This is a genomic window from Candidatus Eisenbacteria bacterium (genome assembly GCA_035577985.1).
Taxonomy (GTDB): domain Bacteria; phylum Desulfobacterota; class Binatia; order DP-6; family DP-6; genus DATJZY01.
This window is the reverse complement of sequence record DATJZY010000077.1, coordinates 36,613-62,984: the sequence shown is the minus strand read 5'-3', so window position 1 is coordinate 62,984 and position 26,372 is coordinate 36,613. Positions and strand designations below refer to the sequence as shown.

Here is a 26,372-nt window from a genome sequence, read left to right as displayed (position 1 = left end):
GGGCCGCAATTTCGTGCGCGGGCGCCGCGAGCTTGCCCGCCGCGCGCGACGTCACTAGAACGCGACCGCGTGGACGCCGAGCCGAGCCAGGCGCCGACGGCCGCGCGCGCGTGGTGGCGGCGCGTCGCGTGGGCGGCCTTCCTCCTCGGCGCCCTGCTTCGCATCCATCCCCTCTGGCACCCCTACCTGCAGCCCGAGCTGGAGGTGCCGACGGGCACGGCGATCGCGGAGATCGTCCGCCACGACTGGCGTCCGCTCTCCCTCTTCCATGGGACGGCGTTCATCTACACGCTGCGCGTCGCGTACACCGCCGTGTACGCGGTCGGGTACCTCTCGGGGCGCTTCAAGGATCGGCTCGACCTGCTGGCGGCGTTCGTGCGCGATCCGTTCCCGTTCTTCGTCGTCGGCCGGCTGATCGTGCTGGCGGCGAGCCTGCTGGCGCTCGTGCTCGCCGGGCGCGCCGCCGGCGTCGTCGCCGGTCCGCCGGGCGCCGCCTGCGCGATCCTGCTGCTCGCCGTCTCGTTCATCCACGTCCGCGAGTCGCACTACGTCTGGTACGACGTCCCTGCCGGCACCGCAGTCACCCTCGCGACCCTGCTCGGCATGCGGGCCGTGCGCTCCGGGCGCCGGCGCGATCTCGTGGCGACCGCCGTCTGCGGCGGCGTCGCGCTCGCGACCAAGCACAGCGTCTTTCCGGTCCTGGTGCCGGTCGCCGTCGCCGCCGCGCTCGCGGGCGAGGCTGGCGTGGTCGGGTGCCTGCGCCGGCTCGCCGGCGCAGCCGCGGTCGCCGTCGTCGCCTACGCGATCGTGTGCCCGTACTCGTTCCTCGACTTCCGGGGCTTCCTCACCGCGGCGTGGTTTACGGCCGGCGCGACGCAGGGCCTGGTCGGGTCGTTCGCGCTGCCGTTCAGGACCTTGTGGTGGATCGTCATCGGCCCCGCGGCGACCGGGCTCGCGCTCGTCGGCATCGCGGCGGCGCTGCGGGCGCGCCCGCGCGAGGCGCTCGTGCTCGTCGCGTTCCCGCTGGCGTACGCAGCCGTGCTCGCCGGCCAGGGCCGGCTGCACGCTCGCTACCTGGCGCCGGCGGCGCCGCTCGTCGCGGCTCTCGCGGGCATCGGCACCGCGGCGATCGGGCGGCTCGCGTCGCCGCGCCACGCCGCGGTCGCGACGACGCTGGTCCTCGCCGCCGCGACCGCGATCCCCGCCGTGCGCGCGGCCGAGTACGTCCGCCTGCTCGGGCGCGACGACACCCGCGCCCTCGCCGGCGAGTGGATCCGCACGCACGTCCCGCCGGGCACGCGCATCACGCTGCCGAGCGCGAACGGCCACCCGAACCCGCTCCTCCCGCTCGACGAGACGACCGTGCGCATCGCCTGGCGCCCGTGGGCCGACGAGCTGCTCGCGCGCGGCGCCGTCGATCGCGCGGCGACCTATCCGCGCCGCTACCTGGGCGGCGTCTTCGGCGGCTTCGGCCCCGACTGGCAGCCGCGCGACCGCTACGTCGTGATGACGCACCACCCGGTCGTCGTGCGATCGGGGGAGCCGCCCGCGGTCTACCGCGAACGGCTCGAGGCGGCGGGCGGGAGGATCGTCGCCGACTTCCGCGGCTTCGAGGAGCCGCTGGACGGCGTCGTCTATGATCCGATCGACGCCAACTACGTGCCGCTGGTCGGCTTCGATCGCATCGTGCGGCCGGGCCCGAACCTCACCGTGTGGGAGCTGCCGGCGCCCGACGCCGCGCCGCCACCAGCCCCAGCGCGATGACGAGCGCCAGGAGGCTCACGCCGAGGCCCACCCGTACCGAGCGCGGGGCGTAGCGAAGCTGCACGCGCGTGCGGCCGGCGGGAACGTCGACGCCGCGGAAGGCGAAGTCGACGCGCCGGATGGGCGCCGGCCGGTCGCCCACGCGCGCCGTCCATCCGGGATAGAAGGTGTCGGTCACGACGAGCATCGCGTCGGCGGCGGCTTCGACGTCGACGACGACGCGCTCCGGCTCGCTCTCGACGATCGTCGCCTTCTCGGCGCCGGTGGGGACACCGAGCCGCGGCTCGGGCTCGCCGCGCTCGAGCACGGCGACGTCGGCGTCGGCGCCCTGCCGCACGACCTCCGCGAAGCTCGCGTCCTCGTCGTCGACGACCGTCACCCGGTGGACGAGCCGGGCGCGCGGCGTCGCGGCCTGGCGCACCGCCACCTCGCCGCCCTCGACCGTACCCATCATCTCGAAGCCGTGGGCCATGAGGCCCCCCGCGGCGGCGGGCGGCGCCACGAGCCAGCCGATCCCGAGCCGCGCCGAGAGCGGCGCGTTGTCGGCGATGCGCGGCCAGGTCTGCGGGCGGTAGAGCCCCGACTCGGACAGGGCCGCTGCGTCCAGCAGGCGGACGATCCGCCGCGGCGGCAGCGACGGCTCGTAGCCGCTCGGCGACGCGAGGCCGTAGCGCAGCGGTGCGCCGGCGGCGAGCTCCGCCGCGCCGACGAAGCGATCCGATCCGAGGCCGAGCTTGCGCAGCTCCGCAACGCGCCGCCCGACGCGGCGCAGATCCGGAGCGGGGTGCGCCATGTGGAGCGGCGCGGTGGTGATGAGCCAGGAGCTCTGCGCCATCGCGACGAGGGCGAGCAGGACGACGAGGCGTCGCGTCCACGCGCCCCGCCGCCATCCCGCATCGATGGTCGCCGCGGCGAGCAGCCCGAGCAGCACCGGCGCGAGACCCGACCATCCGAGGGCGAACCGCACCGTCGTGAAGGGCGGAAGGCGGTACAGCCAGACGAACGGCCGATTGAGCGCGAACAGCGCCCAGACGAGAGCCACCGCCCAGCCGAGCCGCATGCGCGACGGCGCGAGCGCGCTGCCGATCGCGAGCAGGAGCGCGGCGAGCCCCTGTCGCTCGACGAGGTCGTTCACGAACGTGTCCGCCGAGCCGACGGCGAGGATGCCGCGCACGCCGGCATAGAAGTCGTCCTGCCCCGCCCGCGGGCTCTGGCTGACGGCCTCCGCGAGCGGCAGGATCTGCGCCGCGGCGAGGGCCGCGCCGAGACCGAGCCCGAGCGCGACCACGCCGACCTTGCGCGCGAGCGGGGCCTCGACGCCGACCAGCGTCACGATCGCGACCAGGACCGCGCTGTCGAGCGGAAAATCAGGATAGCCCGCGAGCCACTGCGCGCAGGTCGCGAGTGCGAGCAGCCCGAGCCACCGCCGCCCGCCGTCGGTCGCGGCGCGCTCCGCCGCGAGCAGCATCCACGGCAGCCACGCGACGCTCGCGAGGAAGCTCGGGTGGTCGTAGCCGGCGCGCGACGGCGCACCGAAGAGGCCCGCGACCGCGACCGCGGGCACGATCGCGGCGCCGAGGAGACCGATCCCGTGCCGGCGGAGGTAGAGGATCGCCCCGTAGGCGAGCAGGACGACGTGAAACGCGTAGAACGCCTGGAGCGCCTGCCAGCGGGGAAGGAAGCCGAACGCCGCCCAGGTCGGCGGATAGAGCACCGCGCCGTGACCGACGCCGAGGAGCGGCAGGCCGCAGAACTCGTACGGGTTCCACAGCGGGAGACGGTGCCGGGCGAGGACGGCGTGTGCCGCCGCCTCGTACTTGGGGAGGTACGTCCCGTGGAGGTCGCCACCGCCGACCCGCTCCCACACGCCGCCCTGCACGAGCAGGCACGCGACGATGCTCGCCGCGACGCCCAGCGCGAGCGCCAGATCGGCTGCGGCGCGGCCGCGGCGGGCGGCCGCCGGCGCCCCCGTCATCCCCACGGCTCCCGCATCGCGCGCGTGTGCGGCGCTGTCAAACCGGCGACGAGCGCGGTGATCGCAGGATCGCCACGACGATCAGAAGCCCGGCGGTGGAAAGGAGCATGCCGAGCCACACCGAGGGCGGACGATAGCGGAACTCCACGCGGTGGGATCCGCTCGGCACCGCGACGCCGCGGAACGCGTAGTCGGCGCGCAGGATCGGCGTCCGCTGGCCGTCGAGCGTCGCTTCCCAGCCGCGGTAGTAGGTGTCGGTGAGCACGAGCACGCCGGGCTGGGCCGCGTCGACCTCGATCGCCACCCATTCGGACCGGTTCTCGACGATCGCAACGCTCTCGGTGATGGCCGCCGGCACGTCGACGACGACCGGCGACGAGTCCGGCGCCTCGAGCACGACGACGTGCGGCGCGTCCTCGGCGTGCTTGGCGACCTGCTCGAACGCCGCATCGTCGGTCCACACGACCTCCATCCGGTGCACGAGGCGGGCGCGCGGAACGCCCGGCGCGTGCAGGAGGGCGTCGTCCGGCGGCACCACGCCGAGGAGGCGGAAGTGCGCCAGCCACATGGACACCGCGGCGTCCTTGCCGACGACGGCGGGACCGACGCCGAGCAGGTTCACGATCGGCGCACGGCGTGCCACCGGCTTCCACGCCGAGGCCTGGCGCGCGCCGCCTCCGCCCAGCCCCGCGAACTGCAGCAGACGCGCCACGCGACGCGGCGCGAGCGACGGCTCCCACCCCATCGGCGACGGCATGCGATAGCGAAGGGCGGCACCGGCGAGGGCGTCGATCGGCGACAGGAAGCGCTCGGTGTCGAGGCGCGGCCCCACCAGCTCCCACACGACCTGCATCCGCTTCTCCACCTGCACGGCGTCGGGGCCCCGCTTGGGCAGCCGATTCGGCACGTCGACGATGATGCGGGCCGACTCGCCGACGATCGCGAGGGCGAGGGCGAACGCGATCGGGCGCGCCCACGAGCGCGCCGCCGCGATCGCCGCGAGCCCGCGCGCGGCGAGGCAGGCTAGGAAGACGGGCGCGAGCCCGCTCCACCCGAACGGGAACCGGATGCCCGCAAACGCGGGCAGATGGTAGAGCCACACGAACGGCCGATTGAGCGCGAAGAGCGCCCAGACGAGCGCCGCCAGCCAGGCGACGACCACGCGGCCCCGCTGGGTCGCGCCCAGGATCGCGACGATCGGCACGACGACGCCCTGGCGGGCGACGAGGTCGCTCACGAACTGCCCCGGCGACGCGACGGCGAACACCTCGCGTCCGGCGGCGAACGGCACGGACGGATCGCTGCGCGCGCTCTCGGCGAGCGCGTCGCTGAGCGGCAGGAGCTGTGCGGCGGCGACCAGGCTGCCGAGGCCGAAGCCGATCACCACCATCGCGAGCGCGCGCGGCCATGCGCGCCCGCCGGCGATGAGCGCGAACAAGGACAGCAGCACCGCGGCGTCCATCGGGAAGTCCGGGTAGCCGGCGAACCACTGCCCGGCGACTAGGAGCGCCAGGATGCCCGACCACGGACGCAGGCCGCTGCGCGTCCCCTCCTCCACGACGAGCAGCATCCACGGGAGCCAGGCGACGCTCGCGATGAAGCTCGGGTGGTCGTACCCGTTGTACCCGAAGTCGCTGATGAGGCCAGCGGTCGCGACGGCGGGAACGACCGCAGCGGCCCAGGGCGGCGTCGCGTGGCGGCGGAGGTACACGAGCGCCCCCAGGGCGAGGATCACGACGTGCAGGGCGTAGAACGCCTGCAGCGCGAGATACGGCGGCAGGAGCCCGAAGGTGAGCCACATCGGGACGTACAACGCGGCAGCGTGCGGGATGCCGAGGAGCGGCAGGCCGCAGAACTCGTACGGGTTCCAGAGCGGCAGCCGGCCCTCGCGGAACAGCGCGTGCACGACGGCCTCGTACTTGGGGATGTAGAGCGTGTGGAGATCGAAGCTGCCGACGCGGCTCCATACGCCGCCACCCCACTCGAGACACACGATCACCACCGCGGCGGCGGCGAGCGCCACGAGACAGCTCCACCGGCGTCCGCGGGCCGATTCGCGGGGCTGCGTCACGTCGCTCGCGCGACTCCCGCAGCGCTACGCAGCTTGAGTGGCCGGCGGAGCCGGCAACGACTTCGTCTGGGGGCGCGGCGGGCGCTGATTGCGAACGGCCTTCCACGCCATGCGGAGCGTCACCTTGATGCCTTCCATGCCGAGGAAGGGGAAGGTGAGCGGGATGAGGCACACGTACAGGAAGAGCGCCAGCCGCTTCATGCGCCGCCTGATCATCCAGCGCAGGAACGGCTTCGCGAACTCGGGCGCGCGCGCGTAGATGGGCGTCATCTTCGCGAACGTCTCGGCGAGCTCCTTGTGCGGGTGCCGCAGGATCGATTCGTGGTGGTAGCCCGAGATGCCGAGCCGCACCTTCTGCTCGCCTTCGGCGTCGAGGTAGCCCATCTTCACGGCGATGTCGTACATCTTCGTCTTCGGGAACGGGTAGAAGATGTACGCCGAGCTCTGCGTCGGCTGGATCCGGTCCACCATCGCGAGGGTCTTGAACATCTGCTCGGGCGTCTCGCCCGGATTGCCGTAGATGCAGGACGCCTGGATGCCGATGCCGTGGTCCTTGATCGCCTGCGCGGCCTTCACGATCAGCTCGTCCGTCATCGGCCGCTCCATGATCTGGCGGCGGATGTCGGCGTCGCCGGAGTCGACGCCCATGAAGATCGTGGCGCAGTTGGCGCTCTTCATGGCCTTCAGGAGCTTCGGCTTGATCGTGGTCGGGTAGCCGAAGCAGTACCAGGGGAGGTTCACCTCCCTGCGGTACGCTTCGCAGAACTCCTCCACCCAGTGCGGGTTGGTGGTGAAGTTGTCGTCGTGGATGGAGACGAACTTGACGTCGTACTTGGCGAGGTTCTGCTTGAACTCCGCCATCACGTTCGGGATCGACCGCTTGCGCAGGAAGTCGCCCTTCCCGGCGAAGATCTCGCGCTGGTAGTGGATGTTGCAGAACGTGCACTTGAACGGGCAGCCGCGTCCCGTGAAGATCTCGAGGTTGTCCCTGAAGCAGCCGTAGTCCCACCAGAGCTGCTTCTCCGGGAACGGGAAGTTGTCGAGCTCGTTCTCGAGCTCGCCCATCTCGTTGCGATGGATCATCCCGTCCTTCTTCACCCACATGGTGGGGACGTCGGTGTAGCTCTCGCCCCGCGCCATGCGGTCGACGACCTCGAGCAGCGCGATCTCGCCCTCGCCGGTGCACACCATGTCGACGTTCGGGTTCTCGAGCACGTAGCCGGGCAGCGCCTGCGCGTGGTGGCCGCCGACGACGATCGGCACGCCGAGCGCTTGCTTCAGCTTCTCGGCCATCGTCGAGGCGAAGGGCCAGATGTTGGTCGGCGATCCGATCGCGACCAGGTCCGGCCTGAAGGTCTTGGCGCGCTCGAGCAGCGCCTCGTGGCGGTTCATCCAGGCGAGGTGCGGCGCCTTGATGAAGAGATTGTCGTCGAGGCCGGGGTCGAAGATGAGGTCGATCTCGTGCCCATGGTGCTTCAACATGGACATGAGGTATCCGACCCCGAGGTTCTCGATCCCCCGGTAGTAGAACAACACCCGCACTGACCGTACCATGGGCCGGAGACTGCGGAATTGTCAAGGAAAAACCCGACCGTATGATCGTCGCCGTCACGCTCGCACTGCTCGTTTGGGCCGTGTGGCGCGGGGCACCGTGGGTCGCACTCGCATGCATGGCCGCCGGCCTCGCGATCCACATGGCGCTCCTCGTACGGCTCGTGCGCGCGAGCGTCGGAGGTGTCGGAGGCCATGCGGAGTGGGTACGCGACAGCTCGGTGCGCCCCCGCCTGCAGCGCGACCCCGGCTGGCTCGTCGGAACGGCCCTCGTCCTCGCGGGTCTCGTCGTGGCGCTCGTCCGGTGAGCGCGCGCCGTCTCGCATTCGCCGGCGTCCTGGCGTTCCTGGTCGTCGTCTTCTGGGCGACGCGCATCGTTCCCGGTGATCGCATCGTCCTCAAGAACGCGGATCTCTACGGCTACTACTATCCCGCCTACGCGGCGACGTTCGCGCGCCTCGCGTCCGGTGAGCTGCCGCGCTGGAACCCCTATCAGCTCTGCGGCGAGCCATGGCTGGCGACGCTGCAGACCGCCGTCTTCTATCCGCCGCACCTGGTCTACCTCCTCCTGCCGACACACAGCGCGATGGCGGTCTCCGCGGCGGCGCATCTCGTCCTCTTCGCGCTCGGCACGGCGGCCTTCGCGCGCCGCATCGGGCTCGGCGTCGTGCCGGCGGCGCTCGCCGCGCTCCTGTTCGCGTGCCGCGGGCATGTGACCGATCTCGTCTACTGGCCGCCGAGCTTCGAGGCGGCAGCGTGGCTTCCGGTCGGTGCGATCGCGGCCGTCGACCTCGCGCGCGGCGGTGGATGGCGCGCCGTGGGGCTCCTCGCGCTCGCCACCGGCGCGAGCCTGCTCGCGGGCAACCCGCAGATGACGGTGTATACCGCCTACGCGTGGGCGGTGCTCTGCGCGGCCTTCCTGGTGGCAGCGCGCCCGCCGGCTCGCAGGTGGGGAACGGTCGCGCTCGGCTTCGCGGTCGCGCTCGCCGTCGGCGTGCTCGTCGCCGGTGTCCATCTCGCGCCGGGCATGGAGCTCGGAAGCCAGGGAAGCCGCGGCGCGCGTACGCTCACGGTGGCACAGATGTTCCCGATGGGAGGCGCCGTGCTCGCGAACCCGACGGTCGCGTTCCTGCGCAACGCCGCCTTCGGCCGGAGCCCGCTCGCGCTCGGTGTGGTCGGGGCGGCGCTCGTGGCGCCGGCGCTCGCGTGGGGCGCGCCGCGCGCCCTCGCCTGGGGCGCGTTCGTCCTCGGCCTCGCCGCGCTCGGCTACGCCCTCGGCCCGGTGACGCCCGCGTTCGACGTCCTGCGCCGGCTGCCGGGCCTCGGCTGGTTCCGCGTGCCGCCCTACGCCCTCTTCGTCGTCGACTTCGGCTTCGCGATCCTGGCCGCGATCGGGCTCGACGCGGTGGCACGGACGACGCGTCGCGGACCCGCGGTCGTCGCTACCGCATGTGCGGCGATGCTCGCGATCCTCGCAGCCCGCGGCGCCATCGCGACCAACGCGCCCGCCTGGCTCGCGTGGGCGGCCGTCGCGACGCTCGGCGCAGCGGCCGTCGCGCCGGATCGCGCTCGATCGGCCGCGATCCCGGCGCTCGTCGTGCTCGCCGCGCTCGACGTCGTCCTCGCGCCGACGCGCGGGCTCGCCTTTCCGTACGGCGCCGACGTCGCCCGGCGCGTGGCCGGCAGCGCACCGCTCTACGAGGAGATCGGGAAGCTCGTCGGCCCGGATCGCTTCTGGCTGTTCACGACCGAAATGCCCGCGGTCGAGATCGGCCCCAAGATCCCGACGCTGTACCGCGTCCGCTCCTTCGACGACTACGAGCCGCTCGTGACCCGCCGCCAGTCCGAGTACTTCACGTACCTCTGGGAGGGCTCGGCGACGTCGGCCAGAGCGACCTACACGTTCGACGGCTACCTGAACACGCTGACGGCGCCGCACGGCCGCCCGGCGCCCGCCACGCGGCGCCGCCTGCTCGACCTCGCCGCCGTGAAGCTGGTCCTCTTCCCGACGCCGACGCTGAAGCGCACGGACATCGAGCCGTTTGTCGAGCGGATCCCGCTCGTCTCGCGCGGACGGCTCTTCGACGTCCCCGCGCTCACGAACCCGTGGAGCCTCCCGCGCGCCTACGTCACCTATCGGACGGCGCCCGCGCCCGACGTCGACGCCCTGCTCGACGCGATGAGCCGGCCCAACTTCGATCCGCTCGTGTCGAGCTACGTCGAGGGCGACGCGCCGTTCGTCGCCGACCCGAGCGCGCCGCCGCGGGGCGACGCGGCCACCATCACGATCGACGACACGACCGTCGTCGAGCTCGAGGCGACGCTCGCCGCGCCGGGGCTCGTCGTGCTCGCCGACACGTTCTATCCCGGCTGGCGCGCCACGGTCGACGGCGCCCCCGCGCCGATCGTCGCGACGAACCACCTCTTCCGCGGCGTCGCCGCCCCGGCGGGGCGCCACCGCGTGCGCTTCGAGTACCGGCCCGCGTCGCTGCCGATCGGTGTCGTCGCGAGCCTCGCGGGCACGGTTGTGCTCGTCGTGCTGCTGCGGCGCGGGGCCACGCCGTCGTGACGCGCGCCGTTTTGCTCGCGCTCGCGGCTTTCGTTGCGCTCTTCTGGGCCGTGCGGGTCGTCCCGGGTGACGACATCTACCTCGCGAACGGCGATCTCTTCGGCTACTTCTATCCCGCCTACGAGGGCGCCTACGGGCGCCTCGGCGCCGGCACGCTGCCGCTGTGGAACCCGTATCAGCTCTGCGGGCTGCCGTGGCTCGCGACGCTCCAGACCGGCCTCTTCTATCCGCCCCACCTCGTCTACCTCCTCCTGCCGGTGCACACGGGGATGGCGATCTCGAGCATCGGCCACCTCCTCTTCATCGCGCTCACCACGGCGCTCTTCGCGCGGCGGATCGGGCTCGGGCTCGCGCCGGCGGCGCTCGCCGCGCTGCTCTTCGCGTGCCGCGGTCACATGGTCTACCTCCTCTACTGGCCGGCGGCGATCGAGTCGGCCGCGTGGCTTCCGCTCGGCGCGTTCGCCACCGTCGACCTCGCGCGCGGGAGCCCCCGGCGTGGCGCCCTCCTCCTCGCGATCTCGGCGGGCTCGAGCCTGCTCGCCGGCTACCCGCAGAACACGCTCTATCTCCTGTACGCGTGGGCGACGCTCTTCCTCGTGCTGCTCGCCGCAGAGCGTCCCGGCCCGGCGCCCGCGCTCGGCCGCGCCGTCGCCTTCGGCGCCGCGCTCGCGCTGGGCGCGCTCCTTGCCGGAGCGCAGCTCGCGCCCACCATGGAGCTGACGGCCGACAGCGTCCGCAGCACGCGCGCGCTGCCGCTCCGACAGATCTTTCCGATGGGCGGCGGCATCATCGGCAACGTCGCGTGGGATTTCCTGACGCATCTGTCGCTGGCGCGTCATCCGCTCGCCTTCGGCGTGCCGGCGCTCCTGCTGCTGCCGCTCGCGTTCGCCCGTGGGCCGCAGCGCCCGGTCGCGCTGTGGGCGGCCGGGTTCGGCGCGACCGCGCTGCTGTTCGCACTCGGGCCGCTGACGCCGATCTTCCACCTCCTCCTCCATCTGCCGGGCCTCGCCTGGTTCCGCATTCCGACCCGGGCGCTCTTCGTCGTCGACTTCTGCTACGCGATGCTCGCCGCCGCCGGTCTCGAAGCCGTGCTCGGAGCGGCGGGATCGCGGGGCCGCGCCGTCGGCGCGGCGACGCTCGCCTGCGCGATGCTCGCGCTCGTCATCGGGGGGAAGGCGACGGCCAACGCGGGCGTCGGCGCGGTCGTGGTCGCGGCGGCGACGCTCGGGTTCGTCGCGCTGCGACCGGCGAGCGCCACCGTCCGCGGCGTCGCGGCCCTCGTCCTGGTGACGGTCGTCGCCGTCGATCTCGCCGCGGCGCCGCGACGCCGCCTGCGCTTCCCGTTCGACCAGGGCGCGGCCACCCTGATCCACGACCGGCGCGCCATCTACGACGAGCTGCGTGGCCTGCTCGGACACGATCGGGTGTGGCTCTTCACCGGCCTGCCGCCGGTCGACCTCAACCCCAAGCTGCCGACCCTGTTCGGCGTGCGCTCGTTCGACGACTACGAGCCGCTCGTCACGCGCCGCCACGGCGAGTACATGACCTACCTCTGGGACGGCGCGACCGAGCCGAGCCGGCCGCCGTACATGTTCGCCGGCTATATGAACACCCTCGATCCGCCGCGCGGGCGCCCCGACCCGGCCGAGCGGCGTCGCCTCGTCGACCTCGCCGCCGTCCGTCTGATCCTGCTGCCGCCCCACGTGGCGACCCGGCCGGACGTCGTGCGCTTCGTCACGAAGGCTGGGCTCGTGCCGCGCGCTCCCATCGGCGATCTGGTGGCGTTCGACAACCCGCGCCGCGTCCCGCGCGCCTACGTCACCTATCGCGTGCTGCCGGCGCCCAGCACCACCGCGCTCCTCGAGGCCGTGAGCCGGCCCGACTTCGATCCCCTGGCCGCGAGCTACGCGGAGAACCCTCCCGTTCTACCGGCGGCGAACGCGCCGGCGCGCGGAGCCGCGGCCGACATCGTCGCCGACGAGGAGCGCGCGGTCGAGGTCGACGCCGTGCTCGACGCGCCGGGGCTGGTCGTGCTCGCGGACACGTTCTATCCGGGCTGGCAGGCGACGGTCGACGGCGAGCCCGCGCGCATCGTGGCGGTGAACCATCTCTTCCGCGGCGTGGCGGCGCCGGCCGGTCGCCATCGCGTCCGCTTCGAGTACCATCCGGCGTCGGTGCGGCGCGGACTCGCGGCGAGCGCCGTCGGGCTCGTCCTGCTCGCCGGGCTCGCGGTCAGCGGGCGCCGGCGACGTGTGCCACCGCCGCCACGCTGAGGCCGCATGGGAGGCTCAGGCGTCGCACCGCCCACGCCTCGGCGCGATACGTGGCGACGAGCGCGCGATTGACCCACTCGGCATGCGTCCGGAAATCGCTCCCGCCGCCGCCCCCGATGCCCAGCCGCGGCAGGAGTCCGCGCACGACCAGCGCCGGCGCGAGCGGCGCGAGGTTCGTGTACGTCAGGCGATCGATCGCGAAGCCGCCCGCGGTGAGCGCCGCACGCAGGCGACCGCTCGTGTAGCGCCGCACGTGGTGCATCACCTCGTCGTGGGCGCTCCACAGCGCCTGGTAGGCGGGAACGCTCACGAGCAGCGCGCCGCCGGGTGCGAGGACGCGTGCGACGCCCGCCAGGAGCGCGCCTTCGTCGCGGAAGTGCTCGAGCACGTCGAGCATGAGGACGACGTCGAAGCTCGCCGCCGCGAACGGGAGGCGGTCGCCCTCGGCGACCGCGACGGCGCCGAGCCCCCGCCGGCGGCAGTGCGCGAGCGCCGGGAGCGAGCGGTCGACGCCGGCCGCGCGCGCACGTCCGGGAAGCGAGGCGAGAACCCCGCCCGTACCGCATCCGACGTCGAGGACGCGCACGCCGGGGCGCGCGAGCCGCTCGCCGAGCAGCGCTGCGACCAGGAGCCGCTTGCCGACGAACCACCAGTGGTGGTCCTCGAGGGCGGACATCTCCTCGATGGCGGCGGCGTCCATCGCGCAGTCCGGTTCAGCGTTCCGCGGGGGCGCGGTCGTAGCGCCCGGTGGCGGCGTTCACGAGGATGCGTCCCAGGCCCACCAGCGACGCCACGGCGTCGCGCGTCCGTCGCACCTTGGTTCCCGGCGCGTCGCGCCAGCGGACCGGGACCTCGCGGATCTCGTAGCCGAGCCGCCGCGCCAGGAAGAGCGCCTCGGCGTCGTAGCTCCAATCGGAGAGCGTCACGCGGGAGAAGATGTCGCGCGCGGCCTCGCGCGTGAAGACCTTGAAGCCGCAGGTGACGTCGCTGACGCGCACGACGAGGAGGCTCGTGAGGGTGGTGAACACCTCGCCCATCGCCTCGCGCAGGCGCGGCTGGTGGACCTCGACCGCCGAGCCCTCCATGTGCCGCGATCCGATGACGACCGGCACGCCGTCACGGGCCGCGGGCGCGAGCTTCGAGAGCTCCGTCATCGGCGTCGAGAGATCGGCGTCGGTCACGAGGACGAGCCGGCCTTCGGCGCGCAGCACGCCCGTGCGAACGGCATATCCCTTGCCCTGGTTCGGCTGCGACCTCACGACGGCGACGGGCACGGCCAGATCGCGCGCCAGCCGCTCGACGACGCCCGCCGTGTCGTCGGTGCTGCCGTCGTCGACCACGAGCACGTCGGCGGCCCAGCGCTCGCTCGCGACGTACGCGTCGATCTCGCGCAGGCGCGCCTCGATCCGCCGCGACTCGTCGTAGGCGGGGATGACGATGGTCAGCTCGGAGGTGGGGGACGCCATGCCGCGGCCGGAAGCGGATTCTCCGCGACCGTGCCCACCGGTTGCAAGCAGTGCGCCCCGCTTGACCGCGCGGGCCGTTCCATCTACCCGCCGACCGGTGTCGTCCGGCGGCCCGAGCCACCCGCTGCGCCCGCGTGACGTCGCGATCGCCGCCATCCTGTACGCCGTCGTCACGATCGCGATCACCTGGCCGCTCTTCCGGCATCCGGCGACGAGCGTCCTCGAGACGCGATCGCTCTACGGCAAGTCGGGCGTCCTCGTGCAGCGCGACATCAATCTCACGATGTGGATCCTCGCGTGGGACGTCCACGCGCTCACGACCGATCCGGCGCGGCTCTTCCACGCCAACGCGTTCTACCCGGCGCCCTGGAGCCTCGCTCTCTCCGAGCACATGCTCGGCAACCTGCCGTTCTTCGGGCCCGTCTACCTCGCGACCGGGAACCCCGTCCTGGCCCACCAGGCGACGCTGTTCGCGACCTTCGTCCTGTCGGGTCTCGCCATGGCGGCGTGGGCGTTCTCGTGGACGCGCGACCGCGCGGTCGCGCTGGTGGCCGGCCTCGCCTTCGCCGTCGCGCCCGCGCGCCTGTGGCAGATGGGCAACCTGCACATCGTCTCGACGCAGTACTATCCGATCGTGCTCCTGGCGATCGACGCGCTGGTCGATCGGCGCGCGCGCTGGGGCGCCGCCGGGCTCCTCGGCATCGCGCTCGCGCTCGCCGCCGGCTGCTCCTACTACGTGGGCTACGCCGCCTTCCTGCTCGCCGCCGTCTACGCGGGCACGCGCGTCCTCGGCGCGCGGGCGTGGCACGCCGTCGCGCCCCTCGCCACGGCGGCGCTCCTCGCCGTCGCGGTCACCGCGCCGTTGTCGCTGCCGTACCTGTGGCTCCAGCAAAGCGGTGTGCTCCCGCGCTACGGCGACCCCGGACAGCAGACGAGCCTCGCGCTGCTCGCGATGCTGAAGTTCGGCGTGCAGGGAATGCTGGGGTGGTTCGTGATGCCGCGGCGCGACGGCATCCCGCAGTTCCTCGGGTGGACGGCGTGCGGGCTCGCAATCGTCGCGCTCGCACGCCACCGCGGCGCGCCGCGCGGCGCGCTCGTCGCCGTCCTCGTCGCCGGGGTCGTGTTGAGCCGCGGACCCATCGCGCTCCTGCCGGCGCTCCCCGGCGGCGTGATCCCGCTACCGTATCGGCTGCTGCAGATCGTGGTCCCCGGCTTCTCCGCGATGCGCGCCCCGCAGCGCATGGGCGTGCTCGCCACGGTCGCGATCGTCGCCCTCGCCGCGCTCGGTCTCGCATGGCTCTGCACGACGTTGCGGGCGCGCGGCCGCGCGGGCCTCGCGTCGCTGCTCCCGCTGGTCGTCGCGGCGGCGCTCGTCCTCGAAGCGCGACCGGGCGCGCTCGCCGCGCGGCGGATCTTCGTCGGCCCGACGGTGCCGCGCGCCTATCAGTGGCTCGCCGCGCACGGCGACGGCGGCCCGCTCCTCGAGCTGCCGATCTTCCCCGTCGACCTGCATCGGGAGAGCACCTACATGTACTACAGCACGTACCACTGGCTGCCGCTCCTGAACGGCTACTCCTCGTATCCGCCGGCGTCGTGGCGCGCGCTCGCCGACGCCGCGCTCCGGCTCCCGGCACCCGAAGCCCTCGACGCCGTGCTCGCGAACGCCCCGCGCTGGGTCCTCTTCCACCGCGACGCCATCACACCCGACCACCGTGCCGAATGGGAATCGCTGCTGGGGACTCGTCTACGAAGGGTCGAGGACTTCGGCGACGCCGTGCTCTACGAACGACCGAGCTAGCTCCGAACACATCGCCGAGCTCAGCCGTGCCGCGCGTACCCGATTTGCCGCGCCGGCTTCGCCGGCCGCGGCATACCGGTCGCGCGTGCCACCGACGCTACACTCTCGCCCCCGACCCGAGACGTAGTCTCGGGCCGGAACTACTGGAGCTCCCAGTAGAGGAAGTTGGTCGTCTGATCGAGGATCTCGGTGCGGTGCTGCACGTACGGCACGTGGCCGGCGCCCTCCCAGGTCGTGAGGAACGAGTCGAGGCCGGCGGCGGTCGCCGCGTTCAGCGTGTCGACGGCCCACTGGTACGGCACGATCGGATCGGCCGTGCCGTGGAACAGCAGGCTCGGCGCATCGCCGGGTCCGACGGTACCCAGCAGACGGCCTCCCGAGAGCGACACCGCGGCAGCCACGGCCGCCGTCGCGTCCTCGCCGGAGCTGAAGCCCACGTTGAGGGCGGTGATCGCGCCGGCCGACGAGCCGCCGATGGCGATCCGGCTCTCGTCGACGCCGTAGGTGGCGGCGTTCGTGCGCAGGAAGCGCACCGCCGTCTGCGCGTCCTGCAGCGCCTCGCCGATCGCGATGACGCAGGTGAGCGTCGGCACCGCCGCCGTGCAGCCGGGGGGCTCGAGCCGGTAGTTGATCGACACGTTCACGTAGCCCTTGCGGGAGAAGGTGTTCGCCTCGTCGACCAGCTCCGGCGACGTCTTGTCGCCGGCGGCGAACGAGCCGCCGTGCACCCACACGATGGCGGGACGGGCGGTCGCCGTGTCGAGCGCGGGCTCGTAGAGATCGAGCGTCAGCGTGATCGTCTGGCCGGCGATGTTGGTGGCGCTGCCGTAGACGATGTCGGTGGTCGTATCCACGGTGTCGAACACGAGATCGCGATAGCGCAGCGGGGCCGGTCCCGGCGGCGTCAAGAAGGGCAGCGACGGCAGCGTCGTGCTCGTGCTGCTCGACGTGGTCGTCGAGCTCGACGTGCTGGTCGTCGTCGTGGTGGTCGTGACGCACGACCCTTCGGTCGTCGGCTTCGCGACCTTGAAGAGCTCGGGGCCATTGTTCGTCAGCTTGCCGTCCGCAAACCGGACGCTGTACGAATCGCCGCCCACGATCGTCAGCAGCACGCAGCCGTCGGAGCCCGGGTTCGGGGGCACGACGCCGATCGGGCCCAGCTTCCCGTCGAGCCCGACCTTCAAGCGGAAGGTTCCGTTCGACACCTTGATCTGTGCGAGCTTGACGGGCCCGTTCTCGCCCTTCGCGTCGCGATACTTGAAGCCCTTCAGCGCGTCGCCGGTCCAGAAGGGCTTCAGCGTCGTCGGGCTCGTGCCGGCAGGCAGGGCGTACGTCTCGGCGCTCGACGTCGCGCCGTTGGCCGTGATCGTCACGCTGGCGCCGCCAGCCGTCGGATCGCCGACCAGCGAGTCGGGGCTCGCGGACTCCTTGGCCGTGACGGTGATCTTCCGTTTGGCGGCCGTGCCGGGATCCTTCACGGTGAAGGCGCTCCCGAGGATGGTCTGGTCCGCGGAAGGCGCCGCGGGGACGACGGACAGGACGACGAACGCGACGAGCGGGAGCCGGCACCCCATGTAGGGACCCTACCATCGCGGCCGAAGGCGGGGTCAACGATGGGCGGCGCGTCCGGTCCGGCGAACGACGTCAACGGCGCACGGGACGGACCGATCGGTCCTCTAGGTCCTTCGTCGGAGCGCAGAGGCCTTGTACGAATTTTTCGTTGACGGCGGCGCACGTGCGTTGCTACGGCACCGTCATGCGATTCGACGTCGGCGTGCTCGTCGGAACGCTCGCGCTCGCGGTGCTCGCGCCCGACGCGGCGCACGCGCGCTTCGGGGGGCCGCTTCCCGACCTCGGCGAGGGCGACCTGGCGAGCTTCGAAGAGGGAAGGAACGCGTTCCGAACCACCGAGGATGCAGACGAAGGGCTCGGCCCCGTCTTCAACGACTCGTCGTGCGGCGCCTGCCACCGCGTTCCGGCGGTCGGCGGCGCGAGCCGCGTCGTCGAGACGCGATTCGGTCGCGCGCGCCTGTCGGGATTCGATCCGCTCGACGCGCTCGGCGGCTCGCTCATTCAGGTGAAGGGCATCGGCACGGTCGATACGTGCGACTACGCCGGCGAAGTCGTGCCCGCGATCGCCAACGTCACGGCGGGTCGTCGCACGACGCCGCTCTTCGGTCTGGGTCTCGTCGACGCGGTTCCCGACGCGACGCTCGTGCAGCTCGCCGCGAGCGAGCGCCAGCGCTCGCCGCAAACGGCGGGACGCGTGCACATGGTCGCCGACGCGCCGACCGCGTCCACCCGGGTCGGCCGCTTCGGGTGGAAGGCGCAGGTGGCGACGCTCCACCACTTCTCGGGCGAGGCCTACTTGATGGAGATGGGGATCACGAGCGAGTTCTTCCCCGAAGAGCAGTGCCCGCAGGGCGACTGCGCGGCGCTCGCGTGCGATCCCGCCGACGATCCCGAGGACGAGGACGGCGACGTCGAGAAGTTCCTCGCCTTCATGCGCCTGCTGGCGCCGCCGCCCTCGCGACCGATCGAGGGCCGCGCAGCGGACGGCGCGACGGTGTTCGCGCGCATCGGCTGCGACGACTGCCACCGGCCGGAGCTGCAGACCGGGACCAGCGACGTCGCGGCGCTCGATCACGTGACGTTCCAGCCGTACTCGGACTTCCTCCTCCACGACATGGGGTCCCTCGGCGACGGCATCGCGCAGGGCGACGCGCGCGAGGGCGAGATGCGCACCGCGCCGCTGTGGGGCATCCGCCGGCAGCACCGGCTGCTCCACGACGGGCGGGCGACGTCCATCGCCGATGCGATCCTGCAGCACGACGGGCAGGGCGCGGCGGCGAGCGCGGCGTTCGCGGCGCTCGAGCCGAGCGATCAGCGCCTTCTCCTGCGCTTCCTCCGCCGACTCTGACCCGGCGGCGAGGGGCGTTGCTTCCCATCTTCGCCCCGACGCCCTACCATGGGGCGGATGCGAGCCGAGGCCGACCGCGCGCTGGCGCCGCGACCCGCGTCGGCCGTCGGCCAGATCCGCGGCTTCGTGCGCACGTACGGACTGCGCCGGCTCGCCTCGGTGTGGGCGGAGGAATGGATCGGGTGGCTCCTGCGCTCGATCCCGGGCCTCACGGGCTTCGGCCTCCGCTACCTTCTCTATCGCGCGCTCTTCGCTCGGCTCGACGGGTTCTGCTTCCTGTACCCGGGCGCGCGCATCATGCACGCCTACGGGATCGCCGCCGGGCGCAACCTGCACGTGAACGCCGGCGTCTTCGTCGATGCGCGCGGTGGGCTCACGATCGGCTCGAACGTGCTGGTGGGCCCGAACGCGGTCATCGTGACCTCGCGTCACCATTGGACGGACCCCTCCGTCCCCATCGTCCTGCAGGGGCACGTCGTCGAGCCGGTCACGATCGGCGACGACGTGTGGATCGGCGCCAACGTCTCGATCATGCCGGGGGTCACGATCGCGCCCGGCACCGTCGTCGGCGCGGGCGCGGGCGTCACGGCCGACACCGCGCCCTACACGATCGTCGCCGGCGCCCCGGCACGGCAGATCGGCACGCGGCCGCGGCCTCCGCAGTGATCCGTCGCGCCTGGCTTCCGCTCTCTATCGTCGCGCTCGCCGCGGCGCTGCGCCTGTGGGGGATCGAGCAGAGCCTGCCGTTCGTGAACGGGCGCCCCGACGAGCGCGAGGCGCTCGCGCGCATGGCGGGCTTCCCGAGCGGTGACCTCAACCCGCACTGGTTCGTCTACCCGAACCTCTTCTTCTGGACGATCTGGCTGTGGGACGAGGCCGTGCTCGCCGTGACGCGCCTGTGGGCGCCGGCTGCCGACTTCGCGACGCTGCTCGGGAGCGACCTGCCCCGCCTGATCCTCTACGGGCGCATCCTCTCGGCGCTCGCGGGCACGGCGACCGTCGCCCTCACCTACGCCGTCGCGGCGCGCGCCGCCGGCCGCACGGCGGGCGCCATCGCCGCGCTCGTCGTCGCCACCAACGTCCTGCACGTGCGCGACACCCACGCCATGAAGAGCGAGTCGTTCCTGGCGCTCGGCACGCTCGCGTGTGTCGCACTGCTCGGCAGGTGGTCGACCTCGCGGACGGGCCGCGATGCGTTCGTCGCAGGCGCCGCGATCGGCGTCACGACGGCGTTCAAGTACACCGCGATCCTGCTCCTGGTGCCGGCCTGGCTCCTCGACCTGCGCGCGCGCTCGGGCTCCCTCCTCCGCCGGGCCATGCCGAGCGGCATGCTGGCCGGGCTCTGCGCCACGGCGCTCGGGACCTTCCTGGCCGCGTCGCCGTTCCTCGTCCTCGACTATCCGAACGTCGTCGCCGAAGGACGCCTGTATGCGCGCGCTGTCTACGAGAGTCGCCCGCATGCGCACGGGCCTGCCCCGTCGACGATCCTCTCCGCCGCCGAATGGCTTCGCACGCGGGCGTTCGGGTATCACGTGGCCGTGTCGCTCCGCCGCGGCTGTGGGCTCGTGCTGACGGTGCTGGTCCCGTTCGCGGTCGTGACGGCGCTCCGCCGCGGCACCCCGGTCCTGTGGACGGCGGCCGCCTACGTCGTCGTCCACTACCTCGCCATCGGCGCGTCGCCGGTGATGCTGGCGCGCTACCTCACGCCGATCGTGCCGCTGCTCGCGATCCTCGTCGCCTGGCTCGTGGTCGATTTGCTCGGGCGCATCCACACGCCGGCGTTGCGGGCCGCGGCGACGCTCACCGCCACGCTGCTCCTCGTCGGCGAGCCCGCGCGGGCGTCGGTCTTCTACGACAGGATCGCCGCCGAGACCGACACGCGCGTCCTCGCCACGCGCTGGATGGAAGCGAACCTTCCACCCGGGGCGGTGGTGGCGCGCCTCGGGAGCTTCATCTTCCCGATCGCCGATCCCGATCTTCCGGCCGGCGCGACGGCGGCGGCGCTGCCGTGGGGCGACACGAACCTCGACGGCCACGGCGTCACGCACGTCGTGACGCACCAGCACCTCCTGCCGTTCTCGCAGCTCGTCCCGCAGCAGTGGAACGCGATCGCGCCGCGCCTGCGCCTGCTCGCCGAGTTCAGCCCCTACCTCGGCCGCCCCGGCGGCGGCTTCGAGCGCGAGGACGCCTACTACGTGCCGATGTGGGACGGCGCCGCGGTCGTGCGACCCGGCCCGCTCGTGCGCGTGTGGGCCGTCGAGCCGGCGCCGTGAGCGCGCCGGGCGCCTTCCAGGCGACGCAGGACCGGCACTTCGCCGAGGCCGACGTCGCGCACTACCGCTGGACGACCGAGGATCCCGGTTTCGCGCCGGTCGAGGACGAGCTCCTGGCGCCGCTCCTGCCGTCGCTCGCCCCTCCGTGCCTCGAGATCGGCTGCGGCGAGGGGACGAACCTCGCGCGCCTGGCGCGCGGCGGTGGCCATCCGGTTGGAATCGACCGCTACCACCAGAAGGCCCGCTTCGCCGCCGGGGCGGTGCCGGCGGCGCGGCTCGCCGTCGCCGACGCCGGCGCGCTGCCGTTTCGCGACGGCGCTTTCGCCAGCGTGCTGGTGCGCGACGTCCTCCACCACCTGCCCGATCCTCGACGTGCGGCAGCCGAGGCCGCGCGCGTGCTGCGCGCGGGCGGCACGCTCGTGGTGGTCGAGCCGAACGGACGCAATCCACTCATCGCGCTGCAGGCGCGCCTGGTCGCGGCCGAGGCGCGCCTGCGCGAGTTCACGCCGGCGACCGTGTCGGCGCTCCTGGCCGGCCTTCCGCTCGGCGAGGTACGTACCGAGATGGCGCAGGGATTCCCGCTGCGCCGGCTCGTCCTCCACCACCGCTTCGGCGTGCCCGCGCTCGGGCGGGTGCGAGCCGCGACGAGGCTCTTCGAGGGCACCGAGCGGCTCGCCGCCGGCCTCCTGCCACGCGACCGCTGGTCGTACACCGTCGTGCGGGCCCGGCGCCGGTAGCGTGCACCGCGTCGTCACGATCGTCGTCGTCTATCTCGCGACCCTCGGCCTCGTGGCCTGGGCCGGCGTGCGGTACTTCGGCGCCGCGGCCGACGAGGAGGGCGGCGGTCGCTACGCGCACCGGCCGTTCGTGCACAAGCAGCTCGCGCCGTGGAGCGCGTTCGACCAGGGCGCGACGCAACGGAGCCTCGTCTGGCTCGGCGACTCGACGATCCTCGGCTTCAAGGGGCCGTCGTACGCGAACGCCCTCTCGCAGACGCTGCGGCCCCAGGGCGTCCGCTCGCGCATCCTCGGGTGGCTCGGCATGGACTTCTACGGCTACTACTTCCTCACCACCGCGGTGATGGAACGCCTGCATCCCGACGTGCTGGTGTTGATCGCGCACCTGCGCCTCTTCGCGCCGCGCCGGACGCTCGAGATCGAGGGACCGTTCGTCGAGCGCCCGACCTTCAGCGACCTGGCGTCGGTCCTGGAGCCCGCCGCCCTCGTGGAGACGCCGGGGCTGCCGCTCGCCGAGCGGGGTCTCACGCCGCCGCGGCTCGCGCTCGCGCAGGCCCTGCGCTCGGCGCGCGTGGAGCAGCTCTTTCGCTGGTGGGAGGGAGGCCGCGTGCTCGCCAACCGCGCCGTCGCGTTCGCGATCCTCGGGCCGCCGCAGCCCGGCGGATCGCTGATGACCAAGGTCGCCGCGGTGCGCGTCGCCCTTGCCGAGTCCGACGTCGAGGTCACGCCCGCACAGCCGATCGTCCGCATGATGGGAGCCGCCGTCCGCCATGCCGTCCGGCGCGGGGCCTGCGTCGTCGTGATCGGGACGCCCCTGCCCCACGAGACCATGGCGCACACCGTCGGCTACGACGCCGAACGCTACGCGCGCCGCTTCGCCGTGCTGCGCCGAGTGGTCGAGGAGAACGGCGGCACGTTCGTGGACCTCCACGAGGCGCTCGGCGCGGCGGAGTTCTCGGACACGGCGGGCCACTTCACGCAGGCGGGAGCCGACCACATGGCGCTGCTCGCGGGCGACGTGGTGCGCGCGGCGGCGCTCGAGGGATGCCGGGGCGCATTTCGCGGCGCCGTCCGTCTCCAGTAGAAGGCCGGGACGCCCATGCCCGACCTGCACCCCGATCGCGCCCCGGCGGACGCTCGTGCGCCGTACGCCGAGATCTTCCTCGTCTCGCTCGCGCTCATCCTGCTCGAGGTGAGCTACACGCGCATCTTCTCCTTCAAGCTCGTCTACTACTTCACGTACGTCATCATCGGGATCGCGCTCCTCGGCATCGGGTCGGGCGGCGTCCTGGTCGCCATGCGCGAGGGTTCCCGGCGCTGGCCGCTCGCGCGCCTGCTCCCGGCGTGCTGTCTCGCCGGGAGCGCCGGGGTCTTCGCCGGGTATTTCGCCGTCGCGCTGGTGCAGGTGAACGCGCTCGACCTGGTCGCGGCCGTCTCGAAGGGCGACTGGTCGGTCGTCCTCGGCGAGAGCGCCGCCCTGCTGGGCGTGTGCTTCGCCCTCTTCGTGCCCTTCCTCGCCGCCGGCATCGCGGTCGCCGCCATCCTCTCCGACGACGCGTCGCGCGCGAACCGCCTCTATTTCGCCGATCTCGTGGGCGCCGGCCTCGGCTGCGCCGTCTGCGTTCCCCTGCTGGTCGTGCTCTCGCCGCCCGGCGCGGTGCTGCTCGGCGGGGCGATCCTCGCGGTGGCGGGCCTGCGGCTCGCCGGGTCGACCGGGCGCCTCGCGCTCGGCGCGCTCGCGGTCGTCCTCCTCGCTGCGGCGCTCGGCGCCGACCGGCTGCCCGATCCGGTCACCGATCGCGTGAAGACCATGAGCCCCCAGAACGGACCGCGGCCCATGTTCACGCGCTGGAGCCCCATCTTCCGCGTCGACGTGCGCAACACGTTCGGCGTACCGGGCGCGCCGTCGAGCCAGCGCATGATCATGCACGACGGCACGTGGGGGTCGGTGCTCCCCGAATGGAACGGCGACCCGGCGACGCTCACGCGCTACGACACGGCGACGCGCTCCTATCCGTTCAAGGTGCTGGGACGCGCGCCGCGCGTCGCGATCATCGGCGCGGCGGGCGGCAACGAGATCCTGGCCTCGCTCTACTTCGAGGCCCAGCACGTGACCGCGGTCGAGCTGAACCCGGTCACGGTCTCGCTCCTCACGACCTACTTCCGCGACTACACGGGCCGCATGGCCGAGCATCCGAAGGTGACGCTCGTGAACGCCGAGGGCCGCTCGTTCCTGATGGCGCGCCCGCACCAGTTCGACCTCGTCTGGTTCGTGGCGCCGGACAGCTACGCCGCCATGAACGCCGCGACGGCGGGCGCGTACGTGCTCTCGGAGAGCTACCTCTACACGGCCGAGATGATCGTCGACAGCCTGCGCGCGCTCGCCGAGGGCGGCATCATCTGCACGCAGTTCGGCGAGGGCAGCTTCGAGCGCAAGCCGAACCGCACGACCCGCTACGTCGGCACCGTGCGCGCGGCGCTGGCGCGCCTCGGCGTGGCGGACCCGCGCCGTCACGTGCTGGTCGCGACGACCAAGGGCTTCGGGTTCCTCACCTCGACGATCCTGGTGAAGCTCACGCCGTTCAGCGACGAGGAGGTGAAGCGCTTCGTCGACGCGACGGCGGAGATCGACGGCGGCCGCGTGCGCTGGGCCCCCGGCTCGCCCGCCGACAGCCCCTCGATCGAGCAGGTGCTGACGCGCCCGCCGGACGAGCTGCGCGAGTGGTATCGCACCTATCCGTTCGACGTCCGTCCGGTCACCGACGACGCCCCGTTCTTCTGGCACTTCGTGCCGTTCCGCGAGGCGTTGCGCGCGAACCCCGACCCGACCTCCGCCGTCGTGCTCGAGGACGGCCTCGGCGAGCGGCTCCTCGTGCTCCTCCTCGCCGTCGTCGTGGTGTTCGCCGCGGTCTTCCTCCTCCTGCCGTTGCTGGCGCAGCGCCGGCGCTGGGCCGCCGTGCCGTACAAGCGCTTCGCCGTCGTGTACTTCGCCGCGCTCGGCGTCGGCTTCATGTTCCTCGAGGTCTCGCTGATCCAGCGCCTGACGCTGCTGCTCGGGTTCCCCACCTACTCGCTCACGGTGACGCTCTTCTCGCTGCTGGTCGCGACCGGGATCGGCAGCCTCGCGAGCGAACGCCTGCAGGTGGTGTCGACGCGCGTCCTCGCGCGCCTGTTTGCGGTGCTGACCGGGCTCGTCGTGTTCTACGAGGCCGGCCTGACGCCGCTCGTGGCGCTCGCCGTGCCGTGGCCGTTCGCCGCGCGCGTCGCCCTCGCCGTCGTCGTGCTCGTGCCGCTCGGCCTCTGCCTCGGCGTCTTCATGCCGCTCGGGCTGCGCCGCGTGGCCGCCGTCTCGAACGATCCGCAGGGCTACGTCGCGTGGGCGTGGGCCGTGAACGGCTTCTGCTCGGTCGTGAGCTCGGTCGCCGCGACGGTGCTGTCGATGACGATCGGCTTCGGCGCCGTCATGTTCGTCGCCCTCGGCGTCTATGCGCTCGGCCTGCTCGCCTTCGCCCGCATTCCGGCGGCGGCGACGAATTGAAACCCCGGGGGGTCGATGGTAGCTCACCCCCAATGCCACGCGCCTGCCGCGCCGCGATGCTCGCGGGCATCGTCGCGCTCCTCGCCGGCGGATGCTCGGAGGCGCCACCGCCCGGGCCGCGTCCCAAGGTGATCCTCATCGGCGTCGACGCCGCCACCTGGCACGTCGCGGAGCCGATGATGGAGAAGGGCGAGCTGCCGAACCTGAAGGCGCTCGTCGACCGCGGCGTGCACGGCGACCTCATCTCCATGGACCCGATGGTGTCGCCCGCCCTCTGGACGACGATCGCCACCGGCACCTTCCCCGAGCGCCACGGCGTCCACGGCTTCACGGAGACCGATCCGGCGAGCGGCAAGCAGACGCCGGTCTCGAGCAACCTGCGCACCCGCGAGGCGCTGTGGACCATCCTGTCGCAGAAGAAGCTTCGCGTGAACGTGGTCGGCTGGTACGCGAGCTGGCCGGCGGAGACGGTCAACGGCTACGTCGTGACCGACCACTTCCTGCCGCGCCATCAGAGCGCCTTCTGGCCGGTCTCCGAGCAGGACGAGGAAAAGCTCGGCGGACGCACCTATCCGCGCGAGCTCCTGAAGGAGCTGCTGCCGATCGTGCCGAGCATGCAGGAGGTCGCGAAGATCGACGGCCTCGAGCTCAAGTTCAAGCCCGACGGCACACCCGAGATCGAGAAGCTGGCGCGCCTGTTCGAGCCGCACCGCGTGGACGAGACGCGCGTGCGGATCGCGAAGTACCTGATGCAGAAGTCCGACTGGGACGTCACGATGGTGTTCATCTGGGGCATCGATCCCATGTCGCACCTCTTCTGGCGCTTCTTCGAGCCGTGGACGTGGACGGGCACGCCCATCCCCGACGACGCGATGGCGGCGAACAAGGACAAGATCCCGAGCTACTACAAGAAGGTCGATCGGTACCTGGGCGAGCTCACGGCGGCCGCGGGGCCCGACGCGATCACGGTCATCGTCTCGGATCACGGCTTCGGCCCCGCCACGGGGAAGACGGCCGAGGGCATGCCGCTCTCCGGCGATCACCGCAAGGAAGGCATCATCGTGGTCGCCGGCGATCACGTGAAGAAGGGCGTCCGGGTCGACGGCGCCAGCATCGTCGACGTGACGCCGACGATCCTCTACCTCCTCGGCCTCCCGGTCGCCGACGACATGGACGGTCGCGTCATCGAGGCGTTCTTCGAGACGCCGCTGCCGCGTCCCATCGAGCGCATCGGCTCCTACGAGCACGGCGGCGCCAAGAAGCCCGAAGCTCCGATCACGTCGCCCATCGACGAGGAGATCCGCGACCAGCTGAAGGCGCTTGGCTACCTCCAGTAACGGCCGCGCGTACGCGATCGTGCTCGCCCTGGTCGTGGCGGCGAGCGCCTGGGTGCTGACGCGCCCCGAGCCGCTGGCACTGGGGGGCGACAACGCGATG

General features: G+C 72.7%; 18 protein-coding genes. 12 read left to right on the top strand and 6 right to left on the bottom strand.

All coding sequences use genetic code 11. The features are described from left to right. The first annotated feature begins 69 nt into the window (after nucleotides 1-69). Entirely contained in the window at nucleotides 70-1,764 is a 1,695-nt protein-coding gene (locus tag VMS22_11700) for a glycosyltransferase family 39 protein (protein ID HXJ34686.1), read from the top strand. On the opposite strand, the gene VMS22_11695 is transcribed toward VMS22_11700, so the two are convergent. Genes VMS22_11695 through VMS22_11685 form a run of 3 tightly spaced genes read right to left on the bottom strand, consistent with a single transcriptional unit; the run spans nucleotide 1,706 to nucleotide 7,364 of the window. Beyond that, a complete protein-coding gene (locus VMS22_11695; protein ID HXJ34685.1) occupies nucleotides 1,706-3,739 on the bottom strand; it encodes a YfhO family protein in 2,034 nt (677 codons plus the stop codon). The two genes, VMS22_11700 and VMS22_11695, sit on opposite strands and share 59 nt — an antisense overlap. Before the next feature lie 37 nt (nucleotides 3,740-3,776). Continuing rightward, nucleotides 3,777-5,810, bottom strand: coding sequence for a YfhO family protein (locus VMS22_11690; GenBank protein ID HXJ34684.1), 2,034 nt, complete (start codon nucleotides 5,808-5,810; stop codon nucleotides 3,777-3,779). A gap of 24 nt (nucleotides 5,811-5,834) precedes the next feature. Further along, a complete protein-coding gene (locus VMS22_11685; GenBank protein HXJ34683.1) occupies nucleotides 5,835-7,364 on the bottom strand; it encodes a radical SAM protein in 1,530 nt (509 codons plus the stop codon). Between the two features lie 41 nt (nucleotides 7,365-7,405). Here VMS22_11685 and VMS22_11680 point away from each other — a divergent pair, with 41 nt between their 5' ends. The 3 genes from VMS22_11680 to VMS22_11670 are packed head-to-tail and all read left to right on the top strand — an operon-like array spanning nucleotide 7,406 to nucleotide 12,203. Then, nucleotides 7,406-7,669, top strand: coding sequence for a hypothetical protein (locus VMS22_11680; protein ID HXJ34682.1), 264 nt, complete (start codon nucleotides 7,406-7,408; stop codon nucleotides 7,667-7,669). After that, nucleotides 7,666-9,930, top strand: a complete 2,265-nt coding sequence (locus VMS22_11675) for a hypothetical protein (GenBank protein HXJ34681.1) — start codon at nucleotides 7,666-7,668, stop codon at nucleotides 9,928-9,930. The genes VMS22_11680 and VMS22_11675 overlap by 4 nt, the downstream gene beginning before the upstream one ends. After that, nucleotides 9,927-12,203 carry a YfhO family protein gene (locus VMS22_11670; GenBank protein HXJ34680.1) on the top strand — a complete coding sequence of 759 codons (2,277 nt, stop codon included), beginning with the start codon at nucleotides 9,927-9,929 and terminating at the stop codon, nucleotides 12,201-12,203. Before VMS22_11675 ends, VMS22_11670 begins: the two co-directional genes overlap by 4 nt. On the opposite strand, the gene VMS22_11665 is transcribed toward VMS22_11670, so the two are convergent. Continuing rightward, nucleotides 12,163-12,903: a class I SAM-dependent methyltransferase gene (locus VMS22_11665; GenBank protein HXJ34679.1), complete on the bottom strand. Its 741-nt coding sequence runs from the start codon at nucleotides 12,901-12,903 to the stop codon at nucleotides 12,163-12,165. The genes VMS22_11670 and VMS22_11665 overlap by 41 nt on opposite strands. Nucleotides 12,904-12,916: 13 nt before the next feature. Further along, entirely contained in the window at nucleotides 12,917-13,669 is a 753-nt protein-coding gene (locus tag VMS22_11660; protein ID HXJ34678.1) for a dolichyl-phosphate beta-glucosyltransferase, read from the bottom strand. A gap of 97 nt (nucleotides 13,670-13,766) precedes the next feature. Here VMS22_11660 and VMS22_11655 point away from each other — a divergent pair, with 97 nt between their 5' ends. After that, nucleotides 13,767-15,467 (top strand): hypothetical protein, encoded by a 1,701-nt coding sequence (locus VMS22_11655; protein ID HXJ34677.1) that lies wholly within the window; start codon nucleotides 13,767-13,769, stop codon nucleotides 15,465-15,467. 140 nt (nucleotides 15,468-15,607) lie between these two features. Here VMS22_11655 and VMS22_11650 read toward each other — a convergent pair whose 3' ends face one another. Continuing rightward, on the bottom strand, nucleotides 15,608-17,041 hold the full coding sequence (locus VMS22_11650; GenBank protein ID HXJ34676.1) for an alpha/beta hydrolase: 1,434 nt from the start codon (nucleotides 17,039-17,041) through the stop codon (nucleotides 15,608-15,610). A 182-nt stretch (nucleotides 17,042-17,223) separates the two neighbouring features. Between VMS22_11650 and VMS22_11645 the strand changes: the two genes are divergently transcribed. From VMS22_11645 to VMS22_11615, 7 genes are read left to right on the top strand one after another with little or no spacing between them, the layout of a single operon-like run. Then, nucleotides 17,224-18,387: a di-heme oxidoredictase family protein gene (locus VMS22_11645; GenBank protein HXJ34675.1), complete on the top strand. Its 1,164-nt coding sequence runs from the start codon at nucleotides 17,224-17,226 to the stop codon at nucleotides 18,385-18,387. Between the two features lie 57 nt (nucleotides 18,388-18,444). Continuing rightward, entirely contained in the window at nucleotides 18,445-19,053 is a 609-nt protein-coding gene (locus VMS22_11640; protein HXJ34674.1) for an acyltransferase, read from the top strand. Further along, on the top strand, nucleotides 19,050-20,660 hold the full coding sequence (locus tag VMS22_11635; protein ID HXJ34673.1) for a glycosyltransferase family 39 protein: 1,611 nt from the start codon (nucleotides 19,050-19,052) through the stop codon (nucleotides 20,658-20,660). Before VMS22_11640 ends, VMS22_11635 begins: the two co-directional genes overlap by 4 nt. Continuing rightward, on the top strand, nucleotides 20,657-21,397 hold the full coding sequence (locus VMS22_11630; protein ID HXJ34672.1) for a class I SAM-dependent methyltransferase: 741 nt from the start codon (nucleotides 20,657-20,659) through the stop codon (nucleotides 21,395-21,397). The genes VMS22_11635 and VMS22_11630 overlap by 4 nt, the downstream gene beginning before the upstream one ends. A 1-nt stretch (nucleotide 21,398) precedes the next feature. Then, nucleotides 21,399-22,481 (top strand): SGNH/GDSL hydrolase family protein, encoded by a 1,083-nt coding sequence (locus VMS22_11625; GenBank protein HXJ34671.1) that lies wholly within the window; start codon nucleotides 21,399-21,401, stop codon nucleotides 22,479-22,481. Nucleotides 22,482-22,496: 15 nt separating this feature from the next. Then, nucleotides 22,497-24,935, top strand: coding sequence for a hypothetical protein (locus VMS22_11620; protein ID HXJ34670.1), 2,439 nt, complete (start codon nucleotides 22,497-22,499; stop codon nucleotides 24,933-24,935). 32 nt (nucleotides 24,936-24,967) lie between these two features. Continuing rightward, on the top strand, nucleotides 24,968-26,272 hold the full coding sequence (locus VMS22_11615; GenBank protein ID HXJ34669.1) for an alkaline phosphatase family protein: 1,305 nt from the start codon (nucleotides 24,968-24,970) through the stop codon (nucleotides 26,270-26,272). Nucleotides 26,273-26,372: the final 100 nt, after the last annotated feature.